Source organism: Ruegeria sp. AM7, assembly GCF_056535965.1.
Map to the genome: position 1 here is coordinate 1,481,449 of NZ_JBQFJE010000003.1, position 17,339 is coordinate 1,498,787.

The window sequence follows — 17,339 nt, forward strand, 5'->3', positions numbered from 1 at the left end:
TTCCAATTTTTAAGATGCGCTGTCTCCCCAACAACCCGGAATCCGCCCTAACAATTCTTGTTTGATCCCTGCTAAAAGCCTGTAACGCATGACGGTATCCGGATAGAAGACCCGCATAACAGGTCAGCGGATCGAAAACCATGGCGCCAAACACAGCGGAAATGATCAAAGTGTTCGGGCGCATCGGTCTTTTGTCTTTTGGCGGCCCCGCAGCGCAGATTTCCCTAATGCATCAGGAGTTGGTCGAGGAACGTTCATGGTTGGACGAGCAAACGTTCTTGCGCGCGCTCTCGTTGTGTATGTTGCTTCCCGGCCCAGAGGCAATGCAGTTGGCAACCTACGCAGGCTGGCGGCTGCGTGGCGTTTTGGGTGGGTTGATTGCCGGCTTCCTGTTCGTTCTGCCAGGAGCTCTGGTGATAGCGGTGCTGGTGTCACTTTACGCGAGTTACGGCGCGCTTCCCCTTGTGCAATCCGGGTTCTTGGGGATCAAAGCTGCGGTGATCATAATTGTTTTGAATGCCCTCAGAAACCTGTCCCGAAAAGCGCTGAAAGATACCGAGCATATTGGCGTTGCCGCTCTGAGTTTTCTGTCGATCTTTCTTCTTAACCTGCCCTTTCCACTTATAATCGTGGCCGCCGCAGTTTGGGGGTATCTCAGGTTCCAGAACGACAGCCCAACTCGGACAATGACTAAGGTCGACACTCCAACAGGATATATCCGAACCGGACTGACCTGGGTGACACTTTGGTTGGCGCCTTTGATTTTGCTTAGTCTGACGGGTCAGAAATTACTGGCGGACCTCGGCTGGTTCTTCGCACGTCTTGCAGTTGTGACCTTTGGTGGCGCTTACGCAGTGTTGGCGTATATGACCCAAACGGTCGTGGACAAGTACCAATGGATCAGCACGCCGCAGATGATTGATGCACTTGGATTGGCCGAAACGACTCCAGGTCCTTTGATTTTAGTGACCCAATTCGTGGCTATGCTTACCGGTCAGGCGAATGGAGGGTTTCCACTTGCCCTTGCGGCCGGTGCAGTTGCTCTTTGGGCAACATTCGTTCCGTGCTTTTTATGGATTTTCATGGCCGCACCTTATCTGGATCACCTCGCAAGCCGCCCAAGATTGTCAGCAGCTCTGCACGGAATCACAGCAGCGGTTGTCGGTGTGATTCTCAATTTGTCGGTGTGGTTCGGCTTAAACGTGCTGTTCCACAACGTCCCACAGAAAACATGGGGTTTCTTTTCGTTTCCGTGGCCTGACTACGCATCCGCGAACCTGATCGCTTTGTGTCTTGCAGTGCTGGCTTGGGTGTTGATATTTAAATTCAAATTTGGCATGGGGCGAACATTGGCAATGATGGCGGCGGCCGGAATGGCCTCGCACTTCCTATGAACAATCCGCCCAATCGTGGTCTTTCGTTTCCGGCGAAAACGCTTATGCTTAGACCATCAATTTTGAGGAAGACACATGTCGCAGGACATTGATTACGGGAACCTTATGCACACGGCGATGCGTGGGCTAATCAAGAAGGTTCTGACAAGCGTTTCGGAAAACGGCCTGCCAGGGGCGCATCATTTCTTTATTACTTTCGACACCCAACAAGATGGGGTGGAATTGGCTGACTGGCTGCGCGACAGATATCCCGATGAAATGACAATCGTCGTGCAGCACTGGTTTGAAAACCTGGAGGTCGGCGACAAGGGGTTCGCGATCACACTGAATTTTGGCGACGCGCCTGAGCCCCTATATATCCCTTATTCGTCCATCAAAACGTTTGTTGACCCCTCGGTCGAGTTTGGTTTGCGCTTCGAAAGCCCGGAAGAGGAAGAGGTTGCTCAATTCATCGAAGACACTATCGAAGTAGAGGAAGAAGAAGAGCAACACGACGCCGACGTCGTTTCGCTAGACAGCTTTCGCAAATAACCGCTCGATTATTGACGCTTTAGGAAAGTCTCGACTGATCGGGACTTCACTCCGTTTCTGAACCGCGAAAACGACAGATTCAGACCGCCTTCGGTCAGCGTTCGATCGTATTGCTGCAGCTCGTAGCCACCGTTTTCGTCGATGAACAAGGAAAAAACTGTCATTGTTTGTGCATCGATCCGGCCCCATACGAACGGTTCGCCCTGCATAGGATCCAAAGGCACTTCGTGTCCAAAGACATTACGTCTCATTGCGGCAGAAAATACGTCTGTACGTTCGGACTCTTTGAAATCAATGGAAAACGACTGCTCTTTTATCCGACCGTCTGCTTTGTAGGTCGTTGTTTTCCAACTGACATTAAACCCATCTTTAAGTTCGTGAATCGAGACGCTCATGTCCCTGGGGACTTCACCTCCATCCGCGTCCACCACGTTTGCAGAGCCAACATAGTCACCGACAAATGGGGCTATTTCGTCAGCAAGAACAGGTTGAAACGAAAGCGCAACGCACACGAGCGAAAAAACAGAGAACGTGAGCATTTTTAGGGCAAGTAGCCGTTCTGAAAGTAACACGAGACTCTCCGCAACATTGACTAACTTATTCTAGCCCACCTGTTAGCACGCACAATGGGTCGAATTGTAATCGCCCAAATAAAATGAAGCATTTGTCGATCTATACCTTTGTGAACCATAAGTTTAAGGTGCGCGAAACTGCCCGATTGCACGGTGGCGTAGTGGCAGGTAAATGGCATACGACTGTATACAAGACGGAGTGACAGATGTCCCAGACCCGCACAGAATCCGACAGCTTTGGCCCGCTGGAGGTTCCTTCGGACAAATATTGGGGTGCGCAGACCCAGCGCTCCATCATGAATTTCCCCATTGGATGGGAAAAACAGCCTGTGGCCATCGTGCGGGCCTTGGGCGCTATCAAAAAAGCCTGCGCAGTGGAGAACAAGGCGACCGGTAAACTGGACGCTCGGATCGCTGATGCCATCATTCAGGCCGCCGGAGAAGTCTTCGAAGGCAAGTTCGACGACAACTTCCCGCTGGTCGTGTGGCAAACCGGTTCGGGAACACAGTCCAATATGAACTCGAACGAGGTTATCGCGAACCGTGCGATCGAGATTCTGGGTGGCGTTATCGGATCCAAGGATCCCGTGCACCCCAATGACCATTGCAACATGGGACAATCTTCGAACGACACCTTCCCCACCGCCATGCACATCGCAACAGCCATGAGCGTGCGTGACGTTCTGTTGCCTGGGCTCGAAAAGCTAGCCTTGGGGTTGGAACAGAAATCCGAGGAATTCAAAGATATTATCAAGATCGGGCGGACTCATACACAAGACGCAACCCCGCTGACTCTGGGTCAGGAATTCGGTGGCTACGCCCATCAGGTCCGTCAGGGGATCGCGCGCGTAAATGCCGCTATGCCCGGTATTTATGAGCTAGCCCAAGGTGGCACAGCCGTGGGCACCGGTTTGAACACTCAAAACGGTTGGGGTGAAGCCGTTGCAGCAAATATGGCCGAGATCACCGGCCTGCCCTTTGTGACCGCGCCTAACAAGTTCGAGGCGCTGGCCGCGCATGACGCCATGGTCTTTTTGTCGGGCGCTTTGGCGACAATCGCGGGTAGCTGTTATAAAATTGCCAATGATATCCGTCTGTTGGGATCGGGTCCTCGTTCGGGTTTGGGCGAATTGATCTTGCCGGAAAACGAACCGGGTTCGTCAATTATGCCCGGCAAAGTGAACCCCACGCAGGCCGAGGCTCTGACACAGGTCGCGGCGCATGTCATGGGCAATGACGCCGCCGTCAAGTTTGCCGGTAGCCAGGGCCACTTCGAGTTGAATGTCTACAACCCGATGATGTCTTACAACCTGTTGCAGTCAATTCAGCTTTTGGGCGATGCCGCCGATAGCTTCACCGAACGGATGCTGCTTGGCATTCAGGCAAACGAGCCGCGCATTGAAAAGCTGATGAAGGAATCTCTGATGCTTGTGACGGCTCTGGCGCCCACCATCGGCTATGACAACGCCACGACGGTTGCAAAGACTGCGCATAAGAACGGCACGACCCTCAAGGAAGAAGCCATCGCCCTGGGTTTTGTGGATGAAGCGACATTTGACGCCGTGGTCCGCCCCGAGCAAATGATCGGTCCAAAGGACTGATGAGTAAGCCGGTCAATCTGAACCGGTATCGAAAGGAAAAAGCGCGGGCTGAAAAGAAGGCCCGCGCCGACCAGAATGCTATTACCTTTGGGCGCGAAAAGTCTGAAAGAGACGCAGCCGAGAAAGTACTGAACAAGCAACGCCGCGACTTGGACAACCATGAGTTGGACGAATGAGCGGCCGCCCCGTCAAACGGTCCCTGACCCTGAAGGGACACCGTACTTCGGTATCGCTCGAGGATGAGTTCTGGCAGGCATTCCGAGACATTGCCAAAATAAAGGATATGCCAATCAATGCACTAGCGGCTGAAATTGACGTGTCTCGTGATCCCGAAATCGGCTTGGCATCTGCAATTCGTGTATATATTTTGAACTGGTATCGTACCTGATATTGGGTGCTTGATTTAAAACTATCAGGCTGTGTATGCTCGACCGGAACAAAAGTGGTACATACATGAGCCAGACTACACAAGGACCGGACGGTCAGCCTCGCTGCAAATGGTGTCAGGCCGCGCCTGAGTTTTTCGATTATCATGATAACGAGTGGGGATATCCCGTTGCGGATGACCAACGCTTGTTCGAAAAGCTATGTCTCGAAAGTTTTCAATCCGGGTTGAGCTGGCGGACAATCCTATCCAAGCGCGAGAATTTTCGGAGAGCGTTTAAACAATTCGAAATCAACGCTGTAGCGGCGTTTGATGACGTAGATATTGAACGTCTTTTACACGATGAAGGAATTGTCCGACATCGTGGCAAAATTCAAGCCGTCATAAATAACGCCCAATGCGCACAACGTCTGATCACCGAATACGGATCACTGGCTGCTTATGTCTGGCAGTATGAGGCGGATATGCCGCCCGAGCCTCAGACAGCGTCAACCTCGCCTGAGTCTGTGGCCATGTCCAAGGATCTTAAAAAGAGAGGTTGGAAATTCGTTGGGCCAACCACTGTTTTTGCGTTCATGCAAGCGATGGGGCTTGTAAATGATCACGCAAATGGATGCGTCATGCGCGAAAAAGCGGCGCAGATGCGCCGCGATTTCAGTGTTCCGACGTAGATCTGTTTAAATCGACGCGCGGTAGATCTTTTCGATATTCCCGCCCAGAGCGGCGTTGAACTCATCATTCGATTGCTGTTTCGACAACCCCTCGGTCAAAGCACGCGAGAAAGATGCGATCATTTTACCGTTCTGACCCAACAGATCGCAGGCTTGTTCTGTCGAATATCCGCCCGACAAAGCAACCACACGCACCACGCGTGGATGATCGGCAACGGCGTCATACAGGTCCGCATTGGTGGGGATCGTCAGCTTCAGCATCACATCCTGCCCCTCGTCCAATTGATCAAGGTTTTTCAGGATTTCAGCCTTCAGAATGTCTTCGGCTTCGGCCTTGGTTGCCGAGTTGATATTAACCTCAGGCTCGACAATCGGAACCATATCAGCCGCAATCACGTCCCGCGCAATGTCGAATTGTTGCGCAACTACAGCCGCGATGCCTTCAGCATTGGCTTCATGAATAACCGAGCGTTCTTTGGTTCCAAACACGCCCGACGCCTTCGCAAGGGTGTCGGCCAGACCAGGGATCGGCTTCATCATCTGAACACCATTGGCCTCGTCCTCTAACCCTTTGTCGATCTTGAGAAAAGGCACGATGCGCTTTTCGGACCAAAGGAAATCAGCGACTTTTCGGCCATCAATTTCTTCACCCAGTGTCCGCTCGAACAGGATGGCTCCGATAACTTTTTCATTGGTGAAATCATCTGCCAGGATAATCCGGGCGCGCATCTTCTGTATTTCCCCAAACATTTCCTCGTCCGAGGAATAGTCTGATGCTTCAACGCCATAGAGTGCCAGCGCTTTGGGCGTCGATCCGCCGCTTTGATCCAGTGCCGCAATAAAGCCAGCTCCGTTGGACATTTGCTCGCGCTGTTCTGATTTGGACATATGATATTCCCGTTCGAAATGATTCCGCTGTTTTCAACCGCATACAGCATGGCGCATCACGATGGTAGTTTGTTAGCGCTCAACGATGCGCAACCAAATTCCGTCTTTCGACCGGACAGTCAGATGCGCCACCGGAATCGGCATTTTGCCCTCGATTAACTCGAACCGGAAGTGCTGCAGCAATTTGGACAGGATCAATGGGCCCTCGATCATGGCAAAGCCAGCGCCCGAGCACACACGAGGACCAGCTGAGAAAGGAATGAAGGCTTCTCGCTGGCAACGCCTGCCGTTTTCCGTGGCCCATCTGTTCGGATCAAACTCATCCGGATGATCCCAAAGACGTTCGTGCCGGTGAAGGTGCCACGGGCTGATAACGATTTGAGCCCCTTCTGGAACGTCGCGGTCGCGAAAGCGTTGGGGACACGTAGTTTCGCGCACCATCATGGGGACAGGCGGATAAAGTCGAAGCGCCTCGCGAAAGACATCTCTGGTCTGCTTTAGCTTCGACATTTCTGAGATGTCAGAGGCATTTGAAGCCTGAGCTTCGGCAGCCAGCTTATCCTGCCACTCAGGATACAGAGCCATCAGGTACAACGCCCAAGCCAGAGCAGAGGCGCTTGTTTCATGGCCTGCCAGAAAGAAAATCGCAACTTGGTCGATCATCTCATTTGTGTCGAAACGTGTCCCGGTCTCAGGGTCCGGAGTCGTCATGATTTTAGTTGCCAGATCGTTGGGCGCACATCCTCGAGCAATTAATTCAGCACGTTGTTGCGTCAGCTTCCCAATCAAAGCCCTTATTTGCCTTGCGTTTTTTCGAGTTCTTGAAGAATGAAACCGAGGCATCCACCGTGGTAGCGGAACAAATGCGGCCAGGTTCAGCAAGGGTTGCTGGCGTTGGTAAGCCCTGAACTTCTGAAAGACTTGCGCCGCGACTTCATGTTCGATCGGCACTGAGAATAAGGTTCGAAAGATAACATCGGCGGCGGCATGGCTTGTTAACTCTTCACATTCGATGTCGGTGCCGACCAGAGGGCGTATTCGTCGCACTGCTGCTTCCGCGGCCTGAAGCATCGCAGGGAACGTATCTTTTAGCCGCCCCCCCTCAAACGCCGGGTCGATGATCCTGCGTTGTCGTTTCCACGTTTCACCATTGGTTAAGAAAACAGACTCTCCTAAAAGTGGTCGTAAGCCTTCGCTGATGCGTTCAGATTTAGGAAAACCTTCCGCTCGTTTTTTCAAAACAGTTTCAACAAGTTCAGGCTGGTTCATCATGTACGATCGGAAGAACGGAGTCCGAAACTCGGCCATCCATGCGCGATACAGGCGTTGCGGTTGTGCGGAAAGGATATCTTGACGAAACAGCTTGAGGTACCGCCACAGCGAAACATGGTTTGGGCGTGAGGGCGGCTTTGGCGGTATCACAGCATCACCGTCCGGTGCTTTGAGACTGCGATATCGATACGGGACTTAGACGAACTACGACCACGGAATCTCTGGGCCAAAGACTGAGGTCCGGCCGTGATGCGGAAATAGTCGTACGCCCCGACACGATCAAAGGCGCACAGATACTGAAAATGAAGACGAAAGAAACGCCACCGCAAAGCCTGCCAACGCTCTGGCGAAAGTGTTTGCGTGAATGCTGCCGACAAGACCAAGGGCCATTTTTTGCTTTCGGTTGCGACGCCGGAAACGCCGACAGGGTCGCAAAGAGCAAAAGAACATCCGTCACCCGGAGCCGATACGTCCACCCAGGTGAGATTGTACTGAACGGAAAGAAATTGAAGATCTGTCCGCAACTCTTTGGCATTTGGGAGAAACGACACCATTGGCACGACCTGACCCAAGGATAGGAAAGATAGAGCTGGTCGGAAACCTGTGTCCGGTGCACTCCTGATTACATCAGCCAGAACTGAGACACCGATATGCGCGCCGGAACTGTGGCCAACGACCAAGACTTCATCCACGTCGGTAGCCAGCGCCTGCCTAATCAGTTCGGTGAATTCAGTCATGCGTCTACGCAAAGCGGCGGGCGTTTCACCCTTTAAGCTCGCCGAATAAGCGTAGTCGTGCATCAGATAATAAGCGAATAGCTTGTTGTCGATCTTTTGAAACCAACGCAAAAGCAGGCAGAACGTCAGAATGGCTGGAGCAATGGCAAAGAGGTCAAAGAACTGGCTGCCGCCTTTCCAGATGCCCCAAGCGATGGCCAGTGCTACGGCCAGCTGGAATACAAGCATCGCAAGCGGATAAAGCGCAGCGATTACAGGCCCCTTGCGTAAACGCATCAATCGTCCAAACGTCCCACTCGCAAGGTAAATCCACGCGGTTCTAACCAGTTGCACATAAGTCGCAACAACCGAGTTGGACATGCTGTCCTTGACAATATCCGACCAGACCAACACCTGAATCTGTGTCTCAACCTCGGTTCCGTCTTGATCCGAATGGACATGCCATCCAAAGGGACCGTCCCCCATTTTGGCAGAAACCGATATCTGATATCCCGACAACGCGGACTGCGTCGCTCCCTCCGAACGGTACAGTTCGCGGTATCTGCGAGGATGTATAGGATCATAACCGGGAATGTAAAACACCCGGCGACGTTTGACCTGCTCTTGGTTTTCGTGACTGTTCATAGTCTTACCTTCTGCTGCGCAGATTAGCGCAGCGTTATCATCAAGGTAAGTCAGATCAGTACTTTAGCCAAAATTTGCCAGCGCCGGGAAAGCTTCCAGCAACCACCAGCTAAACTCGGTGAACAACCCGGTGATCAACATGATGCCAACGAACAGCAACAACCCACCCATCACTTTTTCGATTGTCGCCATATGAGGCTTGATCTTGTTCATAACGGTCATCGAGCGGTTAAGGAACATTGCAGCCAGCAAGAACGGTATGCCGAGTCCCGCGGCGTAAACACCCAAGAGCAACGTTCCACGGGCCACCGAGGCTTCAGACGCCGCCAAGGACAGGATCGCGCCAAGCTGAGGACCGATACACGGCGTCCATCCAAAAGCGAAAGCCAGTCCGAGGATGTAAGCTCCAAAAACAGAACCGCCCGAATCTCCGGTTTCGATCCGCGCTTCACGGTCCAGGAACGGGATGCGGAAGACATTCAGAAAGTGAAGACCGAACACAATCACCACAGCACCTGAAAGTTTCGCGAAAAGCACTTGGTTTTGCAGGACAAACGCGCCAAAGGCCGAAGCCGTGAAGCCCAGTAACAGGAAGACAGTCGACAAGCCCAGCACAAAAAACAATGCGGTCAGCGTCGCTTTGCGCCGCGCCGCAGTCTGGTCCTGCATTTCGTTGATCGACACACCGCTCATATAGGCAAGATACGGTGGCACGATCGGCAAGACACACGGCGAAAGGAAACTAATCAGTCCGCCCAGCATCGCGATGAACATGGCGGGCAGCAGGCCCGCGTCGATGATATCTATTCCAAACATAGTTCAGCACATATGGTATGATGCGGCGAACGTCACGAGGCCATTCAGTCACATCCTCGTGGTTGCACGCTGGACACCCGGTCAAAGTGGAAATATTTCTTCTCTATGTCAAACCCAACTGAAACTCTCGACGCATTGGGCCTGCTTTGTCCCCTGCCCGTTCTGAAAGCTAGAAAACGTTTGAAATCAATGTCCTCCGGAGCTGTTCTGCGTGTTCTGGCCGACGATCCTGCTGCGATTATTGACGTCCCGCATTTCTGCAGCGAAAGCGGTCACCACTTGCTTTCGCAAGAAGAAACTGAAGGCCATCAAGTCTACCTGATCCAGAAAAAAGGCTAAGTTTAGGCCGCGAATGTTACAAAAAAGGCGGGCTCTTTCGCCCGCCTTTTTGTTTATTGCCCCAATGACCACCATCCGCGCCGCTTGGGCTTCGCAGGTTCTGTGGGTTCCTCGGCAACGACCTCAAGTACCGGCTCTTCTGTTACTGGTTCCGGTTCCGGTTCCGGCGCTACCTCCGGTTCCTGACTTTCCTCTGCGACTGCTGCTACAGACTCTTCCGCCTCCGCCTCGGGTGCCTCAGTGCTCTCAGCAACAATATCGTCAGCGAGTTCGACTTCATTCGAATCCGCTGGTGCAGCCGGTTCCTTTACGACGGCTTCTTCGACCACTTCAGTTTGCACCTCAGCAGACTCAACCGACTCGCCTTCGGAATCAATCGGTGTGGTTTCCTTCTTCTTACGACGTGGCGCACGGCGGCGTTTGGGTTTGGCCTCTTCCTCGCCGCTTTCCGCCGGAACGGACTCTGCAGCGTTGGTTTCTTCTACTTCGACCGGTGCTGCTTCTTCTCCAGTGGACGCCTCTGCGGCCTCAGCGTCATCTGCGCTCACCTCAGCCGTTTCGCCATTTCCATTGCCCTTCTTGCGGCGGCGGCGGCGGCGCTTGCGCTTGGGCTTGGCTTCTTCGTCTGTCTGAGGCGTTTCGTCTTCGACCTTTTCTTCTTCATCCGCGTCAACAAGATCCATCAGCGATGCATCTACGGAAACGACCGGCGCTGTCGCTTCGGGCACAATCCGGCTTGCAGTCTTGAACTTCTCCATCGAGAAATCCGGACTGACCAGATGGATATCCCCTTCCACACGAACTGAAAGACCATAGCGCGACTCGATTTGGGCGATATGCTCACGTTTCTGGTTCATCAGGAAATTCGCGATGCTGACGGGGCAGCGCACCAAAACCTCGCGCGAGCGGCGCCGCGTACCTTCTTCTTCGATCTGACGCAAAATGGTCAACGCCATGTTGTCGTCCGAACGGATCAGCCCGGTTCCATGACAAGATGGGCAAGGTTGCGTCGTTGCTTCCAGCATACCCGGGCGCAACCGCTGGCGACTCATCTCAAGCAGGCCGAATCCGGAAATACGACCAACCTGAATGCGCGCCCGATCCGTTTTCAACTTATCTTTAAGGCGCTTTTCGACGGCCGAGTTATTCTTGCGCTCGTCCATGTCGATAAAGTCGATGACAATCAGACCGGCCAAATCGCGCAGGCGCAGTTGTCTCGCCACTTCTTCTGCCGCTTCTAGATTGGTCTTGAGCGCGGTTTCCTCGATTGAACCTTCCTTGGTCGCCCGACCCGAGTTTACGTCGATTGCGACCAACGCTTCGGTTACACCGATTACGATATAGCCACCCGATTTCAACTGCACAGTCGGGTTGAACATCCCGGCCAGATAGCTTTCCACCTGATAGCGCGCAAACAGCGGCAGAGCATCCTCATACCGTTTCACGTTCTTGGCATGGGACGGCATGATCATCTTCATGAAGTCCTTGGCGATGCGGTACCCGCCCTCGCCTTCGACCAGCACCTCGTCGATATCGCGATTGTATAAATCGCGGATCGAACGTTTGATCAGGTCGCCCTCTTCATAGATCTTGGCCGGCGCAATGGACTTGAGCGTCAACTCGCGGATCTGCTCCCACATACGCTGCAGGTATTCGTAGTCACGCTTGATCTCGGATTTGGTCCGTTTGGCCCCAGCGGTCCGAATGATCAATCCCGCACCTGCCGGTACGTCGATATCGGCCGCAATCTCTTTCAGTTTCTTGCGGTCCGGCGCGTTGGTGATCTTGCGGCTGATACCGCCACCCCGCGCTGTGTTTGGCATCAAGACGCAATAGCGACCGGCCAACGAGAGATACGTGGTCAGCGCTGCGCCCTTGTTGCCACGCTCTTCTTTAACGACCTGAACCAGCAGAACCTGCCGGACCTTGATCACCTCTTGGATTTTGTACCGGCGCGGGCGCGGCTTGCGCGGAGGGCGAATGTCTTCGCTGTCATCCTCATCCGCAACAGATTCGATCGTGTCGTCTTTTGCGGTAGCATCCGCGCGGGCTTCGGTATCGTCCGGCTCATCGGAGTCAGCCTTGCTTTCAGCTTCCTCAGTATCGGCATCCGACGGCGCGTCTTCCGACGCATCAGCGTCGGCGTCGGGTTGAGCATCAACCTGACCCGCCTCGTCGGTGGAGGATGTTTCCAAGTCCTCTGTTTGGGTCTCTTCACCCGCTGAATCCGAGGCAACTTCTTCCTCTACAGTGGGGTCGGCACTTTCCGGTGCGTCTGCTGCTGCTACAGTTTCCGCATCCGGTGCTTCCACGTCGTCGAGCGGTTCCTCAACGGGAGTGTCCGCCACGTGATCCGCTGGGGAAGTCCCTTCAGGCACAGCCATCTCGGGTTGTTCGTCGCCCTCATCCAGATCAATCGTTTCCATACCCGAGGGTTCCGAAGACACCTCAAGCGTCTCGACTGCATCATCCGATTTAACATCGGCAGCCTTGGTCCGCGACCGCGAACGGCGCTTTTTGGGCTTGGATTCTTCCGCCTCATCCCGAGCCCTCATGGCCTCGGCATAAGCGCGTTCTTCCTCCATCAGCGCTTCACGATCAGCAACCGGGATCTGGTAGTAGTCGGGATGAATTTCGGAAAATGCCAGAAAACCGTGCCGGTTTCCGCCGTAATCCACAAAGGCCGCCTGCAAAGACGGCTCAACCCGCGTTACTTTTGCTAGATAGATGTTGCCAGCAAGCTGGCGTTTGTTTTCGGATTCAAAATCGAACTCCTCGACCTTGTTTCCATCGACCACCACAACCCGAGTCTCCTCGGTGTGGGTGGCATCGATAAGCATTTTCTTAGCCATGTGTCCTTGGTGCACCGCGCCAAACGCGTTGTCCTGACCCGTCCAGGCGGACAGGCACTTTTGGGGAGGTGTCTTGTACGGGCGATTTCGGACGGCGCGCGGCAGGGTCTGGCGCTGTGGCCCCCTGCCCGTATAGTCAATCGTTGCGCGCGCGTCATCGCGGTTCTTCTCCGACAGACGCGCCTTGACGCTGTCTGCCCATTATATTCCTTTCGCCCGCATCCACGGGCTCAGGCGTTCAACTGCCCCGGTTCGGGGCACAATCGGTCTGCGCGGCCTGTGTGGGATTAGGTCACCACCTGCGGCGTTGCAGCGAAACTCAAAGATTCGGGACTTTTGGGCACCAAAAACGGCCCGGCCCGTTCAGGTACAATAAAAGCAGTCCTGTGGAAAAGACAATGGGCAAACTGCAATCCTTGCACTTCTGGCAACAGGGATCGCTTCATCTGGCCAAAAATATCTCGGGGGTGAATTGAGCTGAAGGCTCAAGAGGGGGCTGGCCCCCTCTCTTCCCTCACAAATAGTCCGAACGTTGCAGCCCGTATTTGGCCATCTTTTCGTTCAACGTTCGCCGCGGCAAACACAGCTCGTCCATCACAGACGCGATCGAGCCTTTATGACGGCGCATGGTATTGTCGATCAGCATCCGTTCGAACGCCTCAACATATTCCTTCAGGGGCTTGCCTTCCGTTGTCATGACGGGTTGCATTTCTTCATGATCCGACATGAGCAAAGAGGCAATCGTTCCAGAGCCACGACGCGATTGCAAAACTGCGCGCTCGGCGATGTTGATCAGTTGTCGCACATTCCCCGGCCAAGGTGCCTGCAACAACTGCGCGGCCTCTTGTGCACTGACTTGCGGCGCATCACAGCCATATTCTTCGGCGAATTGTTCGCTCAGGCGGGTGAACAATGTCAGGATATCTTCGCCGCGCTGGCGCAGCGGCGGCATGGTGATACGCAACGCAGCCAGCCGATAGAACAAGTCCGGCCGCAGAACATCTTCAGAGGTCTTACCGGCTTCCTGAAGGTTCGAGATCGCGATAATCCGCGTCTCGGCAGGCGTTCCCTGATCATTCATCATGCTCAGCAAGCGCGCTTGCAGCGTGTCGCTTAGCGCTTCAACGTCTTCCAGAACCAAGGTACCGCCGCGCGCTTCTTCAACGGCAGGCAGTTGTGCATCTTCTGGCATCATTGGGCCGAACAACCGTTTGGAAAGCGCCTCTTCTTCCAGGGCCGCACAAGAGATAAGAACGAATTTCTTACCAGCCCGGCTACCCACTGCATGCAAGGCATGCGCCACCAAGGTCTTGCCGGTACCGGTTTCACCGTCGATCAGCACATGACCATCTGCCTGCCCCAGATCAAGAATATCCTCGCGCAGGCGTTCCATGACCGGGCTGGCCCCGATCAACTTGCTCATGATCTGCGTGCCATCCGACAGCTCGCGCCGCAGTGCCCGGTTGTCCAAGGTTAAGCGCCGAGCGTTGCTGGCACGCTTGGCCAGTTCCGACATCCGGTCCGGATTGAAGGGCTTTTCCAGAAAATCGAACGCGCCTACGCGCATGGCCTCCACAGCCATCGGCACATCCCCGTGCCCGGTAATCATGATCACCGGCAGCGTACTGTCCGCTCCCATGAGTTTTTTCAGCAACTGGATACCGTCCATTCCCGGCATCTTGATATCCGAAATAACGATCCCTGGATAATCCGGCCCCAGAACTTTGAGCGCATCTTCAGCGCTGGCAAACGTTTCCGTGTCATATCCTGACAGTGCCAGCCATTGACTGATTGACTGCCGCATATCCTGTTCGTCGTCCACAATGGCGATTTTCATGGCCTGTGCCATAGTCTTTCCCCGTTATTCCGCGGCCTCTAGGCCATCGCTTCCAAGTATAGGCAGCTGCATCTCGAACACCGCGCCCCCATTGGGACTGTTGCGCGCAGTCAGCCGCCCCCCATGGTCGTTCACGATCCCGGAGGAGATGGCAAGCCCCAGCCCGACGCCATCGCCCGGCTGCTTGGTGGTATAGAAAGGCTCGAACAGGTTTTCGATATCCTCGATTCCATGGCCATTGTCCCGCACCGTCAGCACCGCCATATCCCCTGCAGCCAGAATGATTTCTACATCCGGTTCAGATACTGATTTGGTGGCGTCCAGCGCATTACGCAAGAGGTTGACCATTACCTGCTCAATCCGCATTCGGTCCCCCAGTGCAAACACCGGTTCTTCGGGCAGAATCTGAGTAATCTTGACGTGACGCTGACGCAATTGCGGCTCCATCATCGACAAGGCCGAAGCCAGCGCTTCGCCAAGATTTACAGGGGAAAACGCATCAGCGCCTTTCCGAGCATAGGATTTGAGCTGACGGGTAATCGCACCCATCCGCTCGATCAGTCCATCGATACGCCCAAAGCTGGCCAGCGCTTCTTCGGGGCGGTTCCTGCGCAGCAGCAGGCGCGCGCCTGCCAGATAAGTTTTCATTGCAGCCAGAGGTTGATTGAGCTCGTGACTGACAGCGGCCGACATCTCGCCCAACGCGGCCAGTTTCGAGCTTTGCGCTAGCGTCTGTTCAGCAACTTCCAGCGTCTTTTCAACCCGTTCTCTCTCAGCGATTTCCCGCTGCAGGCGTGCATTCAATGCGCGAAGCTCTGCCGACTCGCGCTGAAACAGCGCCATGCGGAACGTCGCCCGGCGGCTGAGAGCATAGAAAGCCAGAGCCAGAAGAATCGCAAACCCCATGATTTCCAGCGCAATTACACTGTTCACCTTTTCCCGGATGGAGGAGTAAGTTGTGAAAGACGTGATCGTCCAACCGCGGAAAGGTATGCGCGTATCCATACGCATAACAGCTTCGCCCTGCAGATAAGCGTCCGGCGGCAGCGCGGTCCAATCAGCGGTTGCGCGGATCGCCCGCTCAATGGCGTTTTCAGGCGGTTGCCGCTGAATGGCAGTGCTTTCGTCTAACCCGCGCCACCGCGGTTCGGTCGACAGAATGACCGTGCCCGTACTATCTGCAACCATCACAGCATCAGAAATACCCGCCCAGGCGCGTTCGAATTTCTGCAAATCGACTTCAACGACGATGACGCCCAGAATATCTGCTCCAGAATCCATGCGGCGCGAATAGACAAAACTGTATCCCCCCGCCTCATTCTGAATGACCGTAAAAATCGTGGCATTGGAGCGGACAGCATCCACATAGTAAGGCGAGTTTCGATGCGCTTCGCCTAAGCGGTTCCTGTCGGTTGCAGCCACGGTCCGCCCGTCGCTGTCCAACAACATCAGTGATGCAGCACCGATCTCTTCAACAAACGAGATAAGGCGCTGTGTCGATAGGGTATAGTCGCTGGACTGAAGCGCCGATATCAGTGTTGGATCACGAGCCAGTAGTTGCGGAACAATCGCGTTCCGCCGCAGTTCGCTCAGCAAGTTTCCCGAATAGAGCGCAAGGCGTACTTCGGCTCTGTTTCGGGTCGATTCAGTAAAACGGTCCGTCAGCAAACGGTTGGTCACCCAAATGGTTCCAACGGTTGCAATCAGAAGGATCGAAACCGCGACCCGTAGGCGCCACCCCAAAGGAGCGCCCCGGAACGGATTTTTAATAGAAGACCAGCCAGATTGGGTGTCGGAGCTCATGCCCGGAAACTACGCGGGCTTGAGTCCAACCTCAAGTCACGCCGGCGCCAAAACACCCGACAATGCGCGGAACAATGCCGTGCCGTCTGTGCCGCCGTGACCTTCGTCGGCAGCGCGCTCGGGGTGTGGCATCATACCAAGAACGCGACGGTTTTCCGACAAGATGCCCGCGATATCGCCAACCGACCCATTGGGATTCTCGGTATAGGTGAACGCGATCCTGTCTTGATCACGAAGTGTGGACAGTGTTGCGTCATCGGCAAAATAGTTTCCATCATGGTGCGCAATCGGAATACCAATGACGTCACCGGCATTATAAGCGTTAGTGAAAGCACTGTCGCTGGTCTCTACCTTCAAGCCTACGGTCCGGCAGATATATTTGAGCCCGGCATTGCGCAGCAAAGCGCCCGGAAGGATGCCGGTCTCGGTCAGGATTTGGAATCCGTTGCAAACACCAACCGCATAGCCACCGCGTTCAGTGTGTTCCACAACAGCCTTGCAGATTGGCGATTGCGCCGCGATAGCGCCACATCGCAGGTAGTCACCGTACGAGAAACCGCCGGGGACACCGACGATATCGACGCCTTCGGGCAGAGACGCGTCTTTGTGCCAGACCATGTCGACCTGAAAACCGGCTTGTTCAAAAGCGACGGCCAAATCCCGGTCACAGTTGGAACCGGGGAAAACGATGACTGCAGCGCGCATGGCGGGGCCTCCGGAGGTAAGGGTCAGACCAGTTCGATCTCGTAGCGTTCAATGACCGTATTGGCCAACAGCTTTTCGCACATCTCGGTTACGTCCGCCTCGGTTGCGCCATCGGCCAGTTCAAGGTCAATCACCTTGCCCTGACGTACGCCTTCGACCTGGTCAAAGCCCATGGCACCCAATGCGTGGCGCACGGCCTCGCCCTGTGGGTCGAGAACCCCATTCTTGAGCATCACATGCACACGTGCTTTCATTCCTGCAACTCCAGCTAAGGGCCAGCGGATACGGCCCGTTCCGTTGCGCGGGGGATAG

17 protein-coding genes are annotated in these 17,339 nt (G+C 54.5%); 7 read left to right on the forward strand and 10 right to left on the reverse strand.

Annotated features, from left to right (window positions below):
* Positions 1-140 precede the first annotated feature (140 nt).
* Positions 141-1,394, forward strand: coding sequence for a chromate efflux transporter (gene chrA / locus ACR3EG_RS11370; RefSeq protein WP_480495768.1), 1,254 nt, complete (start codon positions 141-143; stop codon positions 1,392-1,394).
* Positions 1,395-1,469: 75 nt separating this feature from the next.
* Positions 1,470-1,925, forward strand: a complete 456-nt coding sequence (locus tag ACR3EG_RS11375; protein WP_209197000.1) for an SspB family protein — start codon at positions 1,470-1,472, stop codon at positions 1,923-1,925.
* 8 nt (positions 1,926-1,933) lie between these two features.
* Here ACR3EG_RS11375 and ACR3EG_RS11380 read toward each other — a convergent pair whose 3' ends face one another.
* A complete protein-coding gene (locus ACR3EG_RS11380; RefSeq protein WP_480495771.1) occupies positions 1,934-2,497 on the reverse strand; it encodes a hypothetical protein in 564 nt (187 codons plus the stop codon).
* A 206-nt stretch (positions 2,498-2,703) separates the two neighbouring features.
* On the opposite strand from ACR3EG_RS11380, the gene fumC reads away from it, so the two are divergent.
* The 4 genes from fumC (at position 2,704) to ACR3EG_RS11400 (ending at position 5,154) form a co-directional block, all read left to right on the forward strand.
* The gene (gene fumC / locus ACR3EG_RS11385; protein WP_480495773.1) at positions 2,704-4,098 is read left to right on the forward strand and encodes a class II fumarate hydratase; all 1,395 of its coding nucleotides are present in this window, start codon (positions 2,704-2,706) and stop codon (positions 4,096-4,098) included.
* Positions 4,098-4,274: a DUF4169 family protein gene (locus ACR3EG_RS11390; RefSeq protein ID WP_480495775.1), complete on the forward strand. Its 177-nt coding sequence runs from the start codon at positions 4,098-4,100 to the stop codon at positions 4,272-4,274. The genes fumC and ACR3EG_RS11390 overlap by 1 nt, the downstream gene beginning before the upstream one ends.
* The gene (locus tag ACR3EG_RS11395; protein WP_480495777.1) at positions 4,271-4,486 is read left to right on the forward strand and encodes a ribbon-helix-helix domain-containing protein; all 216 of its coding nucleotides are present in this window, start codon (positions 4,271-4,273) and stop codon (positions 4,484-4,486) included. The genes ACR3EG_RS11390 and ACR3EG_RS11395 overlap by 4 nt, the downstream gene beginning before the upstream one ends.
* 65 nt (positions 4,487-4,551) lie before the next feature.
* Positions 4,552-5,154 (forward strand): DNA-3-methyladenine glycosylase I, encoded by a 603-nt coding sequence (locus ACR3EG_RS11400; protein ID WP_480495779.1) that lies wholly within the window; start codon positions 4,552-4,554, stop codon positions 5,152-5,154.
* Between the two features lie 6 nt (positions 5,155-5,160).
* Here the strand turns inward: ACR3EG_RS11400 and ACR3EG_RS11405 are convergent, their stop codons facing one another.
* The 4 genes from ACR3EG_RS11405 to ACR3EG_RS11420 form a co-directional block, all read right to left on the reverse strand.
* Positions 5,161-6,042 (reverse strand): fructose bisphosphate aldolase, encoded by an 882-nt coding sequence (locus ACR3EG_RS11405; RefSeq protein WP_480495781.1) that lies wholly within the window; start codon positions 6,040-6,042, stop codon positions 5,161-5,163.
* 72 nt (positions 6,043-6,114) lie between these two features.
* Positions 6,115-7,464: a cytochrome P450 gene (locus ACR3EG_RS11410; RefSeq protein ID WP_480495783.1), complete on the reverse strand. Its 1,350-nt coding sequence runs from the start codon at positions 7,462-7,464 to the stop codon at positions 6,115-6,117.
* Positions 7,461-8,675: a hypothetical protein gene (locus ACR3EG_RS11415; RefSeq protein ID WP_480495785.1), complete on the reverse strand. Its 1,215-nt coding sequence runs from the start codon at positions 8,673-8,675 to the stop codon at positions 7,461-7,463. The genes ACR3EG_RS11410 and ACR3EG_RS11415 overlap by 4 nt, the downstream gene beginning before the upstream one ends.
* A 63-nt stretch (positions 8,676-8,738) precedes the next feature.
* Positions 8,739-9,491 (reverse strand): cytochrome c biogenesis CcdA family protein, encoded by a 753-nt coding sequence (locus tag ACR3EG_RS11420; protein ID WP_170354104.1) that lies wholly within the window; start codon positions 9,489-9,491, stop codon positions 8,739-8,741.
* A 105-nt stretch (positions 9,492-9,596) separates the two neighbouring features.
* On the opposite strand from ACR3EG_RS11420, the gene ACR3EG_RS11425 reads away from it, so the two are divergent.
* The gene (locus ACR3EG_RS11425) at positions 9,597-9,830 is read left to right on the forward strand and encodes a sulfurtransferase TusA family protein (protein ID WP_480495788.1); all 234 of its coding nucleotides are present in this window, start codon (positions 9,597-9,599) and stop codon (positions 9,828-9,830) included.
* A gap of 53 nt (positions 9,831-9,883) precedes the next feature.
* On the opposite strand, the gene ACR3EG_RS11430 is transcribed toward ACR3EG_RS11425, so the two are convergent.
* The 5 genes from ACR3EG_RS11430 to purS form a co-directional block, all read right to left on the reverse strand.
* Positions 9,884-12,682 (reverse strand): Rne/Rng family ribonuclease, encoded by a 2,799-nt coding sequence (locus ACR3EG_RS11430; protein WP_480495790.1) that lies wholly within the window; start codon positions 12,680-12,682, stop codon positions 9,884-9,886.
* Positions 12,683-13,196: 514 nt separating this feature from the next.
* On the reverse strand, positions 13,197-14,531 hold the full coding sequence (locus ACR3EG_RS11435; protein ID WP_480495792.1) for a sigma-54-dependent transcriptional regulator: 1,335 nt from the start codon (positions 14,529-14,531) through the stop codon (positions 13,197-13,199).
* Between the two features lie 12 nt (positions 14,532-14,543).
* Positions 14,544-16,322 carry a sensor histidine kinase gene (locus ACR3EG_RS11440; protein ID WP_209196982.1) on the reverse strand — a complete coding sequence of 593 codons (1,779 nt, stop codon included), beginning with the start codon at positions 16,320-16,322 and terminating at the stop codon, positions 14,544-14,546.
* 36 nt (positions 16,323-16,358) lie between these two features.
* Positions 16,359-17,027, reverse strand: coding sequence for a phosphoribosylformylglycinamidine synthase subunit PurQ (gene purQ / locus ACR3EG_RS11445; RefSeq protein ID WP_170354099.1), 669 nt, complete (start codon positions 17,025-17,027; stop codon positions 16,359-16,361).
* 23 nt (positions 17,028-17,050) lie between these two features.
* Positions 17,051-17,281, reverse strand: a complete 231-nt coding sequence (purS, locus tag ACR3EG_RS11450; RefSeq protein WP_117872765.1) for a phosphoribosylformylglycinamidine synthase subunit PurS — start codon at positions 17,279-17,281, stop codon at positions 17,051-17,053.
* Positions 17,282-17,339 lie beyond the last annotated feature (58 nt).